This is a genomic window from Flavobacterium coralii (assembly GCF_019891545.1).
GTDB classification, from domain to species: domain Bacteria; phylum Bacteroidota; class Bacteroidia; order Flavobacteriales; family Flavobacteriaceae; genus Flavobacterium; species Flavobacterium coralii.
On sequence record NZ_JAHDIU010000010.1, the window covers coordinates 83575 to 100029 of the forward strand.

General features: G+C 44.1%; 13 protein-coding genes and 1 tRNA gene. 13 read left to right on the forward strand and 1 reads right to left on the reverse strand.

The window, feature by feature from the left end:
• Position 1 precedes the first annotated feature (1 nt).
• The 13 genes from KJK34_RS13380 (at position 2) to KJK34_RS13440 (ending at position 14991) form a co-directional block, all read left to right on the forward strand.
• The gene (locus KJK34_RS13380; RefSeq protein ID WP_223054400.1) at positions 2–349 is read left to right on the forward strand and encodes an FtsL-like putative cell division protein; all 348 of its coding nucleotides are present in this window, start codon (positions 2–4) and stop codon (positions 347–349) included.
• Positions 340–2340: a PASTA domain-containing penicillin-binding protein gene (locus KJK34_RS13385; RefSeq protein WP_223054401.1), complete on the forward strand. Its 2001-nt coding sequence runs from the start codon at positions 340–342 to the stop codon at positions 2338–2340. Before KJK34_RS13380 ends, KJK34_RS13385 begins: the two co-directional genes overlap by 10 nt.
• A complete protein-coding gene (locus tag KJK34_RS13390) occupies positions 2340–3800 on the forward strand; it encodes a UDP-N-acetylmuramoyl-L-alanyl-D-glutamate--2,6-diaminopimelate ligase (protein ID WP_223054431.1) in 1461 nt (486 codons plus the stop codon). The genes KJK34_RS13385 and KJK34_RS13390 overlap by 1 nt, the downstream gene beginning before the upstream one ends.
• A gap of 6 nt (positions 3801–3806) precedes the next feature.
• The gene (gene mraY / locus KJK34_RS13395; RefSeq protein ID WP_223054402.1) at positions 3807–5033 is read left to right on the forward strand and encodes a phospho-N-acetylmuramoyl-pentapeptide-transferase; all 1227 of its coding nucleotides are present in this window, start codon (positions 3807–3809) and stop codon (positions 5031–5033) included.
• Between the two features lies 1 nt (position 5034).
• Positions 5035–6372: a UDP-N-acetylmuramoyl-L-alanine--D-glutamate ligase gene (gene murD, locus KJK34_RS13400; RefSeq protein WP_223054403.1), complete on the forward strand. Its 1338-nt coding sequence runs from the start codon at positions 5035–5037 to the stop codon at positions 6370–6372.
• A 77-nt stretch (positions 6373–6449) separates the two neighbouring features.
• Positions 6450–7757, forward strand: coding sequence for an FtsW/RodA/SpoVE family cell cycle protein (locus tag KJK34_RS13405; protein WP_223054404.1), 1308 nt, complete (start codon positions 6450–6452; stop codon positions 7755–7757).
• Between the two features lie 54 nt (positions 7758–7811).
• Positions 7812–8906 (forward strand): undecaprenyldiphospho-muramoylpentapeptide beta-N-acetylglucosaminyltransferase, encoded by a 1095-nt coding sequence (gene murG, locus KJK34_RS13410; protein ID WP_223054405.1) that lies wholly within the window; start codon positions 7812–7814, stop codon positions 8904–8906.
• Between the two features lie 19 nt (positions 8907–8925).
• Entirely contained in the window at positions 8926–10278 is a 1353-nt protein-coding gene (gene murC / locus KJK34_RS13415) for a UDP-N-acetylmuramate--L-alanine ligase (protein WP_223054406.1), read from the forward strand.
• Complete coding sequence (locus KJK34_RS13420; protein ID WP_223054407.1) at positions 10265–10987, forward strand: cell division protein FtsQ/DivIB; 723 nt, start codon at positions 10265–10267, stop codon at positions 10985–10987. Before murC ends, KJK34_RS13420 begins: the two co-directional genes overlap by 14 nt.
• Positions 10988–10990: 3 nt before the next feature.
• Positions 10991–12391 carry a cell division protein FtsA gene (gene ftsA / locus KJK34_RS13425; RefSeq protein ID WP_223054408.1) on the forward strand — a complete coding sequence of 467 codons (1401 nt, stop codon included), beginning with the start codon at positions 10991–10993 and terminating at the stop codon, positions 12389–12391.
• Between the two features lie 13 nt (positions 12392–12404).
• Positions 12405–14354, forward strand: coding sequence for a cell division protein FtsZ (gene ftsZ, locus KJK34_RS13430; RefSeq protein ID WP_223054409.1), 1950 nt, complete (start codon positions 12405–12407; stop codon positions 14352–14354).
• A gap of 90 nt (positions 14355–14444) precedes the next feature.
• Positions 14445–14897: a GatB/YqeY domain-containing protein gene (locus tag KJK34_RS13435; RefSeq protein ID WP_223054410.1), complete on the forward strand. Its 453-nt coding sequence runs from the start codon at positions 14445–14447 to the stop codon at positions 14895–14897.
• 21 nt (positions 14898–14918) lie between these two features.
• Positions 14919–14991: transfer RNA gene (locus KJK34_RS13440), tRNA-Arg, on the forward strand.
• A gap of 4 nt (positions 14992–14995) precedes the next feature.
• On the opposite strand, the gene KJK34_RS13445 is transcribed toward KJK34_RS13440, so the two are convergent.
• A complete protein-coding gene (locus KJK34_RS13445; protein ID WP_223054411.1) occupies positions 14996–16396 on the reverse strand; it encodes an exonuclease domain-containing protein in 1401 nt (466 codons plus the stop codon).
• Between the last annotated feature and the right edge of the window lie 59 nt (positions 16397–16455).

Here is a 16455-nt window from a genome sequence, read left to right on the forward strand (position 1 = left end):
TATGAAAGGCGGCGTTTACAGTTTACTGAAAGCAAAATACCTGGTAGAGGAAGGCTCAATGAAAAACTGGGGCTTTATCATCTTTTTGGTTGCCATAGCCATGCTGATGATAGCCAATGCCCATAACTATGAACAAAAGGTGTACCGCATCAAGGCACTTGAAGAAGAGGTAAAGGTGCTCCGTTCTGAGTTTGTGGACAGGCGTTCGCAGCTTATGGAGCTTAAAATGGAATCGACAGTGGCGCGCAAAATGGAAGAGAGGGAGATATTCCCATCATCTGTTCCGCCAAAAAAGATAAAAGTAGTAAAGACAAAAGAAAAAAGCTGGTTTGAAAAGATATGGGAGTAGAGGATAAGAAAATATCTTACAGGATCTACCTTGTGGCCTTCGCAATTTTTGTGATGGCCATACTCATTGTGGTTAAGCTCACCAACATACAGTGGGTAGAGGGCGACTATTACCGCAAACTGGCTGAAGAGCGCACCGTGCGCAACTTTACCATTCCTGCCAACAGGGGTAATGTTTACAGTAGCGATGGCAGCCTTCTGGCGACTTCAATTCCGCATTATACAGTAAGGTTTGACGCACTGGCGCCTAAAAAAGAAGACTTTGATAAGTATTTAGAGCCGCTGGCTGATTCGCTTTCTGTTATGCTTGGTAAGCCATCTTCTTACTATTATAACGAGATGCGAAAGGCACGTGCCAATAAGAACAGGTATATGTTTATAACAAAAGGGCTAACCTATACCGAATATGTTCGCATTAAGAACTTCCCGTTGTTTTCGCTTGGGGCGTTTAAGGGTGGTATTATCACCGAACAAAAAACCGTTAGGGAGCATCCGATTGGTAAAATTGCCGAACGTACCATTGGTTATGAAAGGCTTAGCCACAGCGGCGAAAATCTTGAAGTGGGCATAGAAGGCGCTTTTGCACAATACCTTAACGGAAAAGACGGCAGGCGCATGATGCAGAAAATTGCAAAGAACCAGTGGAAGCCTATAAATGATAATAATGAAGTTGAGCCGGTTGACGGCTGTGACATAGTATCTACAATAGATGTTTATATACAGGATATTGCGCACCACGCATTACTGAAACAGTTACAGTATTATGAAGCCGACCACGGCTGTGTGGTGGTTATGGAAACCAAAACGGGTTATGTAAGGGCAATATCTAACCTTGGGCGTGCTAAAGACAGCACCTATTATGAGACGGTAAACTATGCAGTTGCAGAGTCTCAGGAGCCGGGTTCTACCTTTAAGCTGGCAGGGCTTATGGCGCTGCTGGAAGACAAAAAAGTAGATACCAGCGAGGTATATGACTCTAAAGGAGGAGAGATAACCTATTTCAGGAGAAAGGTGCGTGACTCGCATAAGGGCGGGTACGGCAAAATATCCCTGGCAAGGGGATTTGAAGTATCGTCAAACACCGTTTTAGTGCAGGCGGTATATGACAGCTATAAAGATGATCCACGTGCTTTTGTAAAGCACATAGATGATTTCGGGCTTAGTAAGCCGCTTGGTGTTTCTATCATAGGCGAAGGCAAGCCAAAAATACCGCATCCTGATGATGCCAACTGGTCTAAACTGTCATTGCCCTGGATGGGTTTTGGCTACGGGCTGTCTTTAACACCGTTGCAAACACTGGCATTTTATAATGCAGTTGCCAATAACGGCGAAATGGTAAGGCCACTTTTTGTACAGGAAATAAGGGAGTGGAACAAAACCATAAAGCGCTTTGACAAGCAGGTAATAAAAGACAGGATAGCCTCTCAGGAAACTATTGATAAGGTAAAGGCGGTAATGGAGAATGTTGTTAAGCGCGGAACCGGTTCCAAGCTGTACTCGCCTAATTTTTCTATGGCAGGCAAAACAGGTACGGCACAGGTAAACTATGGTGGCGGTAAAGGGGATAATATGTATTACTCTTCGTCCTTTGTTGGCTATTTCCCGGCAGATAATCCGCAGTATTCGTGCATAGTGGTGATACATAAGCCGAGTACACGAAAAGGTTATTATGGTGCAGATGTTTCCGGTCCGGTATTTAAGCGCATAGCGCAAAAAATATTTACCGATGTGCCAAGCACCAACCATATAAAGAAACTGGACGAAAAAATAAACACACAGGAAAAACTATACGCCTCTTATTACAAAAAAGCACAGGATGTAAAAGATGTTGTGCCCAACCTTATAGGCATGAGCGGCATGGATGCCGTTGCCCTCTTAGGCAACATGGGACTTAAAGTGCAGGTGCATGGCATCGGCAAAGTAAAAAAGCAATCGGTTAAGCCGGGCGAATCAGTTAAAAAGAATCAGCAAATAGTACTCGAATTATCGTGATGCAGCTAAAAGACATATTATACAAAACAGCTATTGAAGCTGTTAAAGGCCCTACCGATATTAAAGTGGGTAAGGTGGAATTTGACTCAAGGCTGGTGGGACAGGATGATGTTTTTGTTGCGATAAAGGGTACGCTTTCAGATGGACATGAGTATATAGAAAAAGCCTTAGCACAGGGTGCTAAAGCCATTGTTTGCGAAGACCTTCCTGAAAATGCACATGCAGGTGTTACTTATGTTCAGGTGGCAAATTCTGCTGCGGCACTTGCTTTTATGGCAACCAACTATTATGGTAATCCATCACATAACCTAAAGCTGGTTGGTGTAACGGGTACTAACGGCAAAACAACAATTGCCACTTTGCTGTACCAGTTGTTTAAAAGCGCAGGCTATAAAACAGGGTTGCTTTCTACCGTAAAAATTATGGTGGGCGATACAGAGCATAAGGCCACGCACACCACGCCCGATTCGCTTACCATTAACCGCTATCTCCATCAAATGACGGAGGAAGGTGTAGAGTACTGTTTTATGGAGGTAAGTTCGCATGGCATACACCAGAGCAGGACAGAAGGGCTGCTGTTTGCAGGTGGTATTTTTACCAACCTGAGCCATGACCATCTAGACTACCATAAAACATTTGCGGAGTACCGTGATGTAAAAAAAACATTCTTTGACCAGTTGCCTAAAGATGCTTTTGCACTGGTTAATGTAGATGATAAGAACGGGCTGGTGATGTTGCAGAACACCAAAGCAAAAAAGCTTACCTATGCCCTTAAAACCTATGCTGATTACAAAGCGCAGATACTGGAAAACCAGCTAAGCGGCCTGCTTTTAAAAATAAACGAGCAGGAGGTTTGGGTAAAGCTAATAGGCACTTTTAACGCCTATAACCTGCTTGCCATTTACGCGGCAGCGGTTAACCTGGGATTGGAAAAACAGGAAGTACTAACGCTTATGAGCAGTTTGGAGAGCGTGAGCGGCAGGTTCCAGTTTATAGTATCGGATACCAACATAACAGCTATTGTAGATTATGCCCACACACCGGACGCGCTTGAAAATGTACTGAAAACAATAGAAAACATACGCACCCGCAACGAAAAGCTGATTACGGTTGTTGGCTGCGGTGGTGACAGGGACAAGACCAAACGCCCGCTTATGGCCCATATAGCCTCATCTATGAGCGACCAGGCCATTTTTACCAGCGATAACCCGCGTAATGAAGTACCTGAAGATATTATTGCCGATATGGAGCAGGGCGTAGAACCTCAAAATTATAAAAAAACCGTAGCAGTGGTAGACAGGAGGCAGGCCATAAAAATTGCATGCCAGCTTGCCCTGCCAAATGATATAATACTGATAGCCGGCAAAGGCCACGAAACCTATCAGGAGACAAAGGGTGAGCGCACCCATTTTGACGACATGGAAACTGTAAAAGAGATATTAGCCCAATTAAACAAATAACCGCTTATGCTGTACTATTTATTTGAATATCTGGATAAACAGCTTGATGTGCCGGGAACAGGTGTTTTCCAGTACATCACGTTCCGTTCGGGACTGGCGGTAATATTGTCGTTGCTTATTTCTACGGTTTTCGGTAAAAGGATCATCAACTTCCTTCGCAGGCAACAGATAGGTGAAACGGTAAGAGAACTTGGCCTTGAGGGGCAGTCGCAAAAAGCGGGAACGCCAACTATGGGGGGGCTTATCATTATCATGGCTACGCTTATACCGGTTATATTGCTGGCAAAGCTTGATAACATATATGTAATGCTGCTTATAGTAACCACTTTATGGATGGGTACCATAGGCTTTATAGACGATTACATTAAAATATTCAAGAAAGATAAGGAAGGCCTCAAAGGTAAATTTAAGGTTGTTGGGCAGGTAGGGCTTGGCCTTATTGTAGGCTATGTGCTGTATTTCCATCCGGCAGTAACGGTACGTACCGATACCTCAAGGATTGATATTTATGCAGAGCAGCAGCCGGTGCTGTCGCAGCTTCCTGTAGAGGAAAAATCGACTGCCACTACCATTCCGTTCTTTAAAAATAATGAGCTTGATTATGCAGAGCTGCTGTCCTGGGCAGGCGATGATTATAAAAATTACGCATGGCTGATATTCATCCCTATTGTGATATTTATCATTACTGCAGTATCTAATGGCGCCAACCTAACCGATGGTATAGACGGGCTCGCGGCGGGTACATCTACCATTGCGGTGCTCACGCTGGGTATTTTTGCATTTGTATCGGGTAACATAATATTCTCCAATTACCTGAATATTATGTATATACCCAACTCAGGCGAAATGACGGTGTATATAGCCGCCTTTGCGGGTGCGCTGGTCGGTTTCCTGTGGTACAATACCTATCCTGCATCTGTTTTTATGGGCGATACAGGCAGCCTTACAATAGGGGGCATAATAGCCGTGCTTGCCATAGCGGTGCGAAAAGAACTGCTGATACCGGTGCTGTGCGGGATATTTCTTGCAGAGAACCTTTCGGTAGTATTACAGGTAAGCTACTTTAAATATACCAAGAAAAAGTACGGAGAAGGCCGCAGGATTTTCCTGATGTCGCCTTTGCACCACCATTACCAGAAAAAGGGTTACCACGAAAGCAAAATTGTAACCCGCTTCTGGATTGTGGCTATAATGCTGGCCATATTCTCGCTTGTATCATTAAAACTGAGGTAGTATGGCAAAGCGGCTGGTAATACTTGGCGGAGGCGAAAGTGGTGTAGGCACTGCCATACTCGGGAAAAAGAAGGGGTATGAGGTATTTGTATCTGATTTTGGTCAGATAAAAGAAAACTATAAAGAAGTTCTTGCACTTAATAAATTAGAATGGGAAGAGGGTAAGCATACAGAAGAGCTGGTGCTTAACGCCGATGTGGTGATGAAAAGCCCGGGCATACCCGATAAGTCGCCCATAGTAAAAAAGCTGAAGGAAAAAGGGATACCGGTAATATCTGAAATAGAATTTGCCTCTCATTTTACAGATGTAGAGACCATAGGCATTACAGGCAGTAACGGTAAAACCACCACCACAATGCTCACACATTACCTGCTTAAGCAGGGCGGACTGGGTGTAGGGCTTGCCGGCAACATAGGCAAAAGCTTTGCCTGGCAGGTAGCCGATAACAAATGCGAAGGCTATGTTTTAGAGTTGAGCAGCTTTCAGCTTGACGGGATAAAGGACTATCGCCCGCACATAGCGGTGATAACCAATATTAGCCCTGACCATCTTGACAGGTATGAGTATGACTACAGCCTGTATATAGAAGCCAAGTTCAGGATTACCATGAACCAGACAGAGGATGATTACCTGGTTTATGATGCCGATGATGAAGCGATAAGCAAGTGGCTTGAGCACAATACGGTAAAAGCGAAGTTAATCCCTTTCTCGCTTTCCGGTAGTAACAAAAAAGGGATATACGTAGAAGACAATAATATTATAAGCACAATACGAAATAAAGAATTTACCATGCCAATTAACGAACTGTCATTAGAAGGAAAACACAATGTGAAGAACGCCATGGCGGCAACTGCGGTTGCCCAGTTAATGCGCATACGTAAACAAACCATAAGGGAAAGCCTTTCAAACTTTCAGGGTGTGGAGCACCGCCTTGAAAAAGTGCTTAAAATACAAAACGTACAGTATGTTAATGATAGCAAGGCAACCAATACAAACGCTACATTTTTCGCGCTTGACAGTATGACTACGCCTGTTGTTTGGATAGTAGGCGGTGTAGATAAGGGTAATGATTACGATGAGCTTATGCCGCTGGTGCGTGAAAAAGTAAAAGCAATAGTATGCCTGGGTGTAGATAACCAAAAGATTATAAATGCTTTTGCCAATGTGGTAGATGTAGTGGTAGAAACAGCAGGCATGACAGAAGCAGTAAAAGCTTCGCAAAAACTGGCTGAGAAAGGTGATACAGTATTGCTATCGCCTGCATGTGCAAGTTTCGACCTGTTTGAAAACTATGAAGACCGCGGCAAGCAGTTTAAAGCCGCAGTACAAAATTTATAATACCGCCTGTAAGACAGGCAACCCAATCAATTGGCAGGGAATAGCAAAACCTGCTAAACGATGAAAATAGAATCAATATGAAAGAATTAATTAACAACCTGAAAGGAGATAAGGGCATATGGTCATTCGTGATGCTGCTGGCCCTTATATCGTTCATGCCGGTTTTCAGCGCAAGTACCAACCTTGTGTATGTTATCGGCAAGGGCTCTACTATCGGGTACCTTGTTAAGCACCTCGTTCATATTTTTATAGGCTTTGCCCTTATCTATTTTGTGCACAAGGTGCCGTATCATTATTACAGGGGGCTATCTAAAATTGCCCTGCCCATAGTAGGCCTGTTATTGGTTTACACCTTTATGCAGGGCACGGTTATAGACGGTGCTAACGCAAGCCGTTGGATAAAAGTACCTTTTATTGGGGTAACGTTCCAGACATCGGCACTGGCAATGATAGTGCTTATGATATATGTGGCGCGCTACCTTGCCAAGATGGAAGATAAGCCCGTTACCTTTAAATCGTCGCTCTTTGAATTATGGATGCCTGTATTTATAATACTGGCACTTATACTGCCTGCTAACTTTTCTACCGCTGCACTAATATTTTCTATGGTGTGCATGCTGGTATTTATTGGCAGGTATCCGTTGCGCTACCTTGCCATGATAATGGGTATGGGTATAGCAGGGCTCACACTGTTTGTGCTGTTTGCGAAGGCATTTCCGGAGGCATTACCTAACAGGGTCGATACCTGGATAAGCCGTATAGAACGCTTTACATCTGATGCGCCGAACGAAGACGATTACCAAATAGAAAAAGCCAAGATAGCCATCGCATCAGGAATGGTATACGGGCTTGGCCCCGGCAAGAGTGTGCAGAAAAACTTTTTGCCGCAGTCATCATCCGATTTCATTTTTGCCATTATAGTAGAAGAGTATGGCATTGTGGGAGGGCTTGCAGTATTGTTCTTATACCTCATGCTGTTCTTCAGGTTTTTGGTATCGGCACACAAAGCAAAATCATTGTTTGGAAAATTACTTATTGTGGGACTTGGCTTCCCGATAATATTCCAGGCATTAATCAATATGGGTGTGGCAGTAGAGCTGCTTCCGGTAACAGGGCAAACGTTACCGCTTATCAGTAGCGGTGGTAGTTCCATCTGGATGACATGTATTGCCATTGGTATTATAATCAGCGTTACCAAGAAAGAGGAAGAAATAGCGCAGGAACTGGCGGAGAAAGAAGAACGCGAAGCTGCTTTGCAGCAATTAATAGATGAGCATATACTTCGCGAAAAGCAGAAGGAAGAAGCAGAGGCTATGGGTACAGAACCTTCTTACAGTATAGAAGATGCTGCTGCAAACCCTATGCGGGCAGTGATGGGTAAATAATTTTTGGGCAAGAGGCAAAAGAGAAAAGTAACAGAAAAAAGTAGAAATAAAAAAATGGCAAATCCGAAATTCATTTTAAGCGGCGGCGGCACAGGGGGGCATATCTACCCTGCCATAGCCATTGCGAATGAATTAAAGCAACGCTACCCGCAGTGCGAAATATTATTTGTGGGTGCGAGCGATAAAATGGAGATGCAGAAAGTGCCGCAGGCAGGATATAAAATTATCGGTTTGTGGATAGCAGGCATACAGCGCAGGCTAACGCTTGATAACGCCATGTTTCCGATAAAGCTGATGAGCAGCCTGCTAAAGTCGCGCAAAATAGTAAAGCAGTTTAAGCCCGATGTTGTTATTGGTACCGGTGGCTTTGCAAGCGGGCCATTGTTAAAGGCAGCATCCGGTATGGGGGTGCCAACAGTGGTGCAGGAGCAAAACAGCTACCCCGGCATAACGAACAAATGGCTTGCTAAAAATGCTTATAAAGTTTGTGTTGCTTATGAAGGGCTGGAGCAGTTTTTTCCGGCAGGCAAAATTGTACTTACCGGTAACCCTGTAAGGCAGGATTTGCTTGATGTGGCAGCCAAAAAAGAAGAGGCCGCGGGGACATTCGGGTTAAACCCTGATAAGAAAACCGTGCTGGTGCTGGGCGGCAGCCTGGGCTCAAGGCGCATTAACCAGCTAATAGATAAAGAAATAAGCTGGCTGCTTGCACAGGATGTGCAGCTGATATGGCAATGCGGCAAATTATATTATGAAGAATACCGCCATCATGGTGACAAAGAGGGGGTTAATATACTTTCTTTTATTGACAGGATGGATCTGGTGTATGCCGCGGCAGATGTGGTAATATCCCGTTCAGGGGCATCATCAGTGTCAGAGCTTTGTGTAGTGGGCAAGCCGGTCTTGTTTATACCGTCGCCCAACGTGGCGGAAGACCACCAGACAAAAAATGCGCAGGCAATAGCAGATAAGCAGGGTGCTGTAATGCTGAAGGAGTCGCAGCTTGATACACAGTTTCAGCCCGTGTTTCAGGATTTACTGGGAAATGAAGAGAAGCGGCATAAGCTGGGCAGTACTATAAAAAAGTTGGCCAGGCCAAATGCCACAAACGATATTGTAGAAGAAATTATAAAGCTGTTAAAGCGATAAACCCGCGACAGTAAAATATATGCAACTGGATAACATACATAACGTCTATTTTATTGGTATTGGCGGCATAGGCATGAGCGCTCTTGCCCGCTATTTCAAATTTATAGGCAAAAATGTAGCCGGTTACGACCGTACACCCACACATCTTACCGATGAGCTAAAGGCAGAAGGAATACACATCCACTTTGACGATAAGGTAGAGCTGATAGAGCTGGCCTACCTTAACAAAGAACACACGCTTGTTGTGGTAACACCCGCAGTGCCGAAACACCACCTGCAATGGAACTATTTCGTACAGAATGGCTTCGAAATAAAGAAAAGGGCGGAAGTCTTAGGTATTATAACCAAAGATACATTTTGCTTCGCAGTGGCAGGCACTCACGGTAAAACAACAACATCAAGCATACTGGGGCATGTACTGCACCAAAACGGCGTAGATGTTACCGCTTTTTTAGGTGGTATTGTAGAGAATTATAATTCAAACATCATCGGTAACGGCAAGACGGTAACGGTGGTAGAGGCCGATGAATTCGACCGTTCTTTCCTGCACCTGCACCCGGATATTGCCTGTGTAACCAGCATGGATGCCGATCATCTTGATATATATGGCAATACAGAAGCAATAGAAGAATCGTTTAGGGAATTTGCCGCCAAAGTAGAAAACAAAGAACACCTGTTTGTTCCCGCGGGGCTGACGCTACAGGCAGTAACCATAGGTATAAATGACGATTCACAGTTCTCTGCACAAAACATCAGCATAGATAACGGCTGGTATGTATTTGATGTGCTGACACCATCAGAAACGGTTAAAAACCTGCGCTTTGCATTACCGGGCAGGCATAACCTTACCAATGCGCTGCTGGCTTTTGCCATGGCTTACACCTATGGGGTGGCTGCGGAAGGTATTGCAGAGGCATTACAATCTTTCAGGGGTGTAAGGAGAAGGTTCTCCTATCAGATAAAAAAAACGGGCATGGTGTATATAGATGATTATGCACACCATCCTACAGAGATAAATGCGGTTCATCAGGCGGTTACAGAGTTATATCCTGATGAAAAAGTACTGGCCGTTTTTCAGCCGCACCTCTTCAGCCGCACCAAAGATTTTGCTGAAGGCTTCGCAAAAAGCCTGTCGGCATTCGAGAACATAGTGTTGCTGGATATTTATCCGGCGCGCGAAGAACCGATTGAGGGGGTTACTTCTCAGTGGCTTCTGGATATGATTGAGAACCCAGAAAAACGCCTTGTAAGCAAGGCCGACCTGATACCGCTGCTGAAGATGACAGATGCAAAAGTGGTGGTAACAATAGGCGCAGGGGATATAGGTGAAATGGTGCCCGAAATTAAAAGAGTGTTGGATGAAAAAGCTTAACTGGAACAACATACGGCTGGTGGTTATGGTGCTCGTTGTGGTATTCCTGTACTCTTTTTCGGGTAGCAGGAACGAGGCGCGGTGGATTAAAAGTGCCGAGGTAGAATTTGTTCAGGAAGAGAGCTTTATTACGCTTGATAAAGTTAATAAGTTGTTGATACAAAGTTATGATACCATCACCGATATAAGGAAAGATAAATTAGATTTGAATAAACTGGAAAAATCTGTCGAGTCAAATCCAATGATTGAGAAGGCAGAGGTTTATGCAACGGTTGATGGTAAAATTAAGGCGGTTATCACACAAAAAACGCCGGTTGCAAGGGTGTATGAGGGCGCAGAATCATACTACATAGACCGCAACGGAAACCGCATGCCGCTGTCTGAAAGCTATACGGCAAGGGTGCCGCTTTTAACAGGCAGCCTTTCTGAAATAAAAAAAGAAAAGCTTCAGGAACTGTTGCTGTACATATACAACAACAGGTTTTTAAGTAAAAATATAATCGGCATAGCAGTAAAGCCGGCTGGCAGCCTTGTTATGAAGAGCCGTGGTTACGGCTACGACATACAGTTTGGCAGGCCGCTGAATATTGAACGGAAGTTTAAGAACTATATGGCTTTTTTGCAGGATGCGGCAAAAGACAGCGTGATAGAAAATTACAAAACAGTGAATCTGAAATTTACACAACAGGTTGTGTGCACCAAAAAATAGAATATGGAAAGAGACAGCATTGCAGTAGGTTTAGACATTGGTACTACCAAGATAGTGGCAATGATAGGAAGAAAGAACGAGTACGGTAAACTCGAAATACTGGGTGTGGGTAAATCCAAAAGCCTTGGCGTGGCCAGGGGCGTGGTAAACAATATTACCCAAACCATTCAAAGTATTCAGGAGGCGGTACAGGAAGCAGAAGCTGATTCCGGTTACAAGATTAACGATGTGGTGGTAGGCATTGCCGGCCAGCACATCCGCAGCATTCAGCACAGCGATTACATCAGCAGGAGCAACCCTGAAGAAGTAATTGGCGATGTTGATATTGATTTGCTGATAAACCAGGTGCACAAACTTGCCATGCTGCCGGGCGAGGAGATAATCCACGTACTGCCGCAGGAGTTTAAGATAGACGGTCAAACCGAAATAAAAGAACCTATAGGCATGTATGGCGGCAGGCTGGAGGCCAGCTTTCATGTAGTGGTGGGGCAGGCATCAAGCATCCGTAACGTTGGGCGTTGCATCAAAAGTTCGGGCTTAGACCTTTCGGGGTTAACGTTAGAGCCGCTTGCATCTGCCGACGCGGTGCTTAGCCAGGAAGAAAAAGAAGCCGGTGTAGCGCTTATTGATATAGGCGGCGGCACTACAGATCTTGCCATTTTTAAAGACGGTATCATCCGTCATACGGCAGTAATACCTTTCGGTGGTAATGTTATTACGGAAGATATTAAAGAAGGCTGCTCTATTATAGAGAAGCAGGCCGAACTGCTAAAGGTTAAGTTTGGTTCTGCATGGCCGGGCGAAAATAAGGATAATGAAATCGTTTCTATACCGGGGCTAAGGGGCCGTGAGCCAAAAGAGATCTCGCTTAAAAACCTTTCTAAGATAATCCACGCCCGCGTGGTAGAGATTATAGAACAGGTATTTGCTGAAATAAAGGCATATGGCCACGAAGACCCACGCAGAAAGCTGATAGCAGGTATTGTGCTTACAGGCGGAGGCTCTCAGCTAAAGCACATCAAGCAGCTTGTAGAGTATATAACCGGTATGGATACCCGTATAGGTTACCCTAACGAGCACCTTGCAGGTAACTCTGACGAGGAGATATCAAGCCCGCTTTATGCTACGGCAGTTGGCCTTGTAATGAACAGTGCCCGCAACAATACACGCAGTGCAACGCCTTTAGTAGAATTGCAAAAGCCTGAGCCTAAGCCTGCAATGCGTTACCAGCAGCAGGAACAGCCACAGGCAGTGGCACAGCCCGAACCGGAGCAGGAGCTTGAAGAGGTGGCGGTACAACAGCCTGTACATAAAGTGCAGGAGTCGACAGAAAAACGTGTAAAGCGTTCGTTTTTCGACAAGTATATAGATAAGATTAAAGATTTTTTAGATAACGCAGAATAAAAACCCGATGGATATGATGAGTAACACAGATTTTGGAAGCATTTCGTTTGACCTGCCTAAAAACCAGTCGAACGTAATCAAGGTAATTGGTGTAGGCGGGGGCGGAAGCAACGCGATAAACCATATGTTTAAGCAAGGGATAAAGGGAGTAGATTTTGTAGTGTGTAATACTGACAGCCAGGCATTGCAAAACAGCCCTGTGCCAAACAAGATACAGTTGGGCGTTAGCCTTACCGAAGGTCTTGGCGCGGGTGCCAACCCCGAGGTAGGCCAGCAGGCTGCCCTTGAGAGCATAGATGACATTGAGAAGATGCTTGATACCAATACCAAAATGATCTTCATAACTGCGGGTATGGGCGGTGGTACCGGTACAGGTGCCGCACCTGTAATAGCACAGCTTGCCAAAGAAAGGGAGATACTTACCGTTGGTATAGTAACCATTCCTTTCCAGTTTGAAGGTAAAGTGCGTGGTGAGCAGGCGCTTGCCGGTGTAGAAAGGCTAAGAAGGCAGGTAGATTCTTTAATCGTTATCAACAATAATAAATTAAGAGAAGTATATGGCAACCTGGGCTTTAAAGCCGGATTTAGCAAGGCTGACGAAGTGTTGGCAACAGCAAGCCGCGGTATTGCAGAGGTTATTACCCACCACTATACACAAAACATCGACCTTAAAGATGCCAAGACTGTACTTTCTGACAGTGGTACGGCTATAATGGGTTCGGCTACGGCAACAGGCGAGAACAGGGCAAAAGATGCTATTGTGAGTGCACTTGACTCTCCGCTGTTAAATGATAATAAGATTACAGGTGCTAAAAATGTATTGTTGCTTATCGTATCGGGTACAAGCGAGATTACAATAGATGAGATAGGTGAAATTAACGATCATATCCAGTCAGAAGCGGGTTACAATGCCAACATTATTATGGGTGTTGGTGAAGATGAGTCGTTAGGCGAAGCTATAGCGGTAACTGTTATTGCTACGGGCTTTAATGTAGAGCAGCAAAACGAGATAGTTAATACTGAGCCTAAAAAGATAATACATGCACTTGAGGAAGACCAAAGGCTGGTAACAGACCTTAGTAAAAAGCAAGGCCTGGCTGCATTTGATTTTTCGGCACCTATAGCTGAAGAGCCTAAAGAAGAGGTAAAGCAGGAAGTTGCTGCTGAGGAAGAAAAAATAGTTTATGCCCTTGAGGAAGAGGTTACCGAAAAAAAGCCCGTGACTGAAGCGGAAGAGGAAGCGCTGCCGACTTCAGATTTTATAAATAATCTTGATGTGTTCTTTGAAATTGTTTCGCCTGCGGCAGAAATGCAAAAGCAGCAGGTAAAAGATGTAAGGGACATTGAGGTTATAGACCCGGAGTTTGTAGTGGTGAAGAAAGAAGAGCAGATAAGTTTTTCTTTTGACCTGGCTACAGACAATGTTAAGCGCGAAGAGAAGCAGTTTTTTAACCTTACAGATGATGCACGCGATATAAAGGTTAATGAGCCTGTAAGGGTTGTGCCAGTTACAGAAGTTAACCAGTCGGGCGTTGTGAGGTATTCTCTTGAAGATTATCTTGAGAAGGAAAAAGAACTTTTAGATTCTAAGCCTGCGGCAAAAGCTGAAGAGCCTGTAAGCCCTGAGCTTAACCTTACGCTTAAAAAATCTGAAGAGCCACAACAGCCTAAGTTTGCCGCTCACCATGAAGATATTTCTCCTGTTGAAATGACAATAGAAGAAACGCTGAGGGTAAGGGCAGAAGAGCGCAGAAAGAAAATGAAGGAATTCAACTATAAGTTTCATAACAGCTCTGCGCGTATAGATGAGTTTGAGAAAGAACCCGCCTATAAAAGAATGGGCATAGACCTGCACGAATCGCGCACAGATAACAGCAAATCACGCTTTTCGTTAGGGACAGACAGTAACGACGACCTACAGTTGCGTTCTAACAATTCGTTCCTTCACGACAACGTGGATTAACTAACCCAACGTGATCCTTAACCCGAAAATAGAATGATATTTTCGGGTTATTTTTTTATATTCGCATTTCTAAAATTTAAACCATTACCTATGAGTTTACAAGCAGAAATAATGGATGCGATGAAGGCAGCCATGAAGAGTAAAGATACAGTATCATTAGAGGCTTTAAGGGCTGTAAAATCAGCATTATTGCTGGCTCAGACCGAAAGCGGGGCTAAAGAAGAACCATCAGAAGAAGATGAGATAAAACTGCTCCAGAAGCTTGTAAAACAGCGTAAGGACAGTGCTGCCATATATATAGAGCAGGGACGACAGGATTTAGCTGACCCTGAAATTGAACAGGCTGCTGTTATTGAAAAGTTCTTGCCTGCCCAGCTTTCTGAAGCGGAAGTGGAGGCTGCCGTAAATAAAATTATTGCCGAAAACGGTTTTAGCGGTATGGCAGATATGGGTAAGGTAATGGGTATGGCATCTAAAGAACTTGCAGGCCGCGCTGATGGTAAAACAATAAGCAATGTCGTTAAAAAGGCGCTTAACAGCTAAGAGTTTTATACAACTATTACAGGCTCCATAGTTCAATTGGATAGAATATCAGATTCCGGTTCTGACGATTTGGGTTCGAATCCCGATGGGGTCACTTTTTAATCTGCAGCAATTTGTTGCGGATTTTTTTTATCGTGTTTTTTATAAACTACCTTGCCCGGATATTTCTCTGCAAAAGAATAAAGCAGTTGCATTATGTACTGGTTGCACGGGTATTGGTTGATATAATCTTTTACTTCTTCAATGTCTGCTATCGCCACGTCTGAAGGAATGTAGCCCATCCCATAAAATTGTCCGTTTTCTATCCAAATACAACTACGCTCATCTTCGGTGCGGCCTTTGTCTATGATAGCAAAACTTGGCCTGTTCTTGCTGACTGAAGCAATAGCCTCGTCAATTTTTATATTGTGTTCTTCAATATCAGGCAAATCTTGCTGTGCTATTATGGGTAGGCCGTCATGGTCCTGCCTTCCATATTTACAAAAGCGGTGGTCTATTTCAAATTGGACAGCAATGTTGCGTAAAAAAGTTACACCGTCATACTGCGAATGAAAAACTTCAATGCTGTCCTGATACTTACCCAGTTTACCTATTGCAAGGTACCTGAAGCCGTTACGTGCTTCGTAGCTGTACAGCCTGTATTTCGGTTCAAAACGTTTTAGTGCGGTATTATATACGGGCCATAGTTTTTTTATTTCAGTACATTCCAGCAGCAGCGCCATAAGTTCAGTAGCACAAATTTCATAAGATATTGAATAGATATCTCGTAAAAAATTTTGCCGCTGGCGTGAGGTCTTGTGGCCGCTAAAGTGAGAAGCAACACGTTTACGCAGGTTTACAGCCTTGCCAACATAAACAACTTTCTTTGCCTGGTTATAAAAATAATATACGCCCGGTTTTTCGGGTAGTTCCTCAAAATCTTCGGGTGGCAGGTTGGGTGGCAGGCGCTGATCATGAGATGTTTTCTTTATCATTTTGATGATCTCTCCTTCGGTATCCCACAGCAGCAGGCGCGATAAAAGCAGAGCGGTAGCATCGGCATCGCCCCCGGCACGGTGGCGGTTTACCAACGGTATATCAAGTGAATGGCAAAGGTTGCCCAGGCTGTACGAATAAAGTCCCGGTTTTATTTTACGTGCAGCCCTTACGGTACATAGCTTTCTTGCTGCCCATTTATACCCTGCTTCCTCAAGCTGGTGCTTTACAAAAGAATAGTCGAAGTTTACATTGTGCGCAACGAATATACGGTCATTTAAAAGTTCATATACCTTTTCGGCAATATCATCAAAAACAGGTGTATTGCTTACCATTTCATTATCTATACCTGTCAGGGCAAAAATAGGCACAGGTATTTCTTTCTGAGGGTTTACGAGCGTCTCAAATCGTTCAATAACGTTAAGCCCGTCATGTATGATAATAGCAATTTCTGTAATGCGGCTGCCACCGGCATTACCTCCCGTTGTTTCAATATCTACTACGGCATATTCCTGAGACTTCATTTTATGAATAATTTATTCTAATAAATTGACTGATACACTACTGCAAATGTAGATTATTT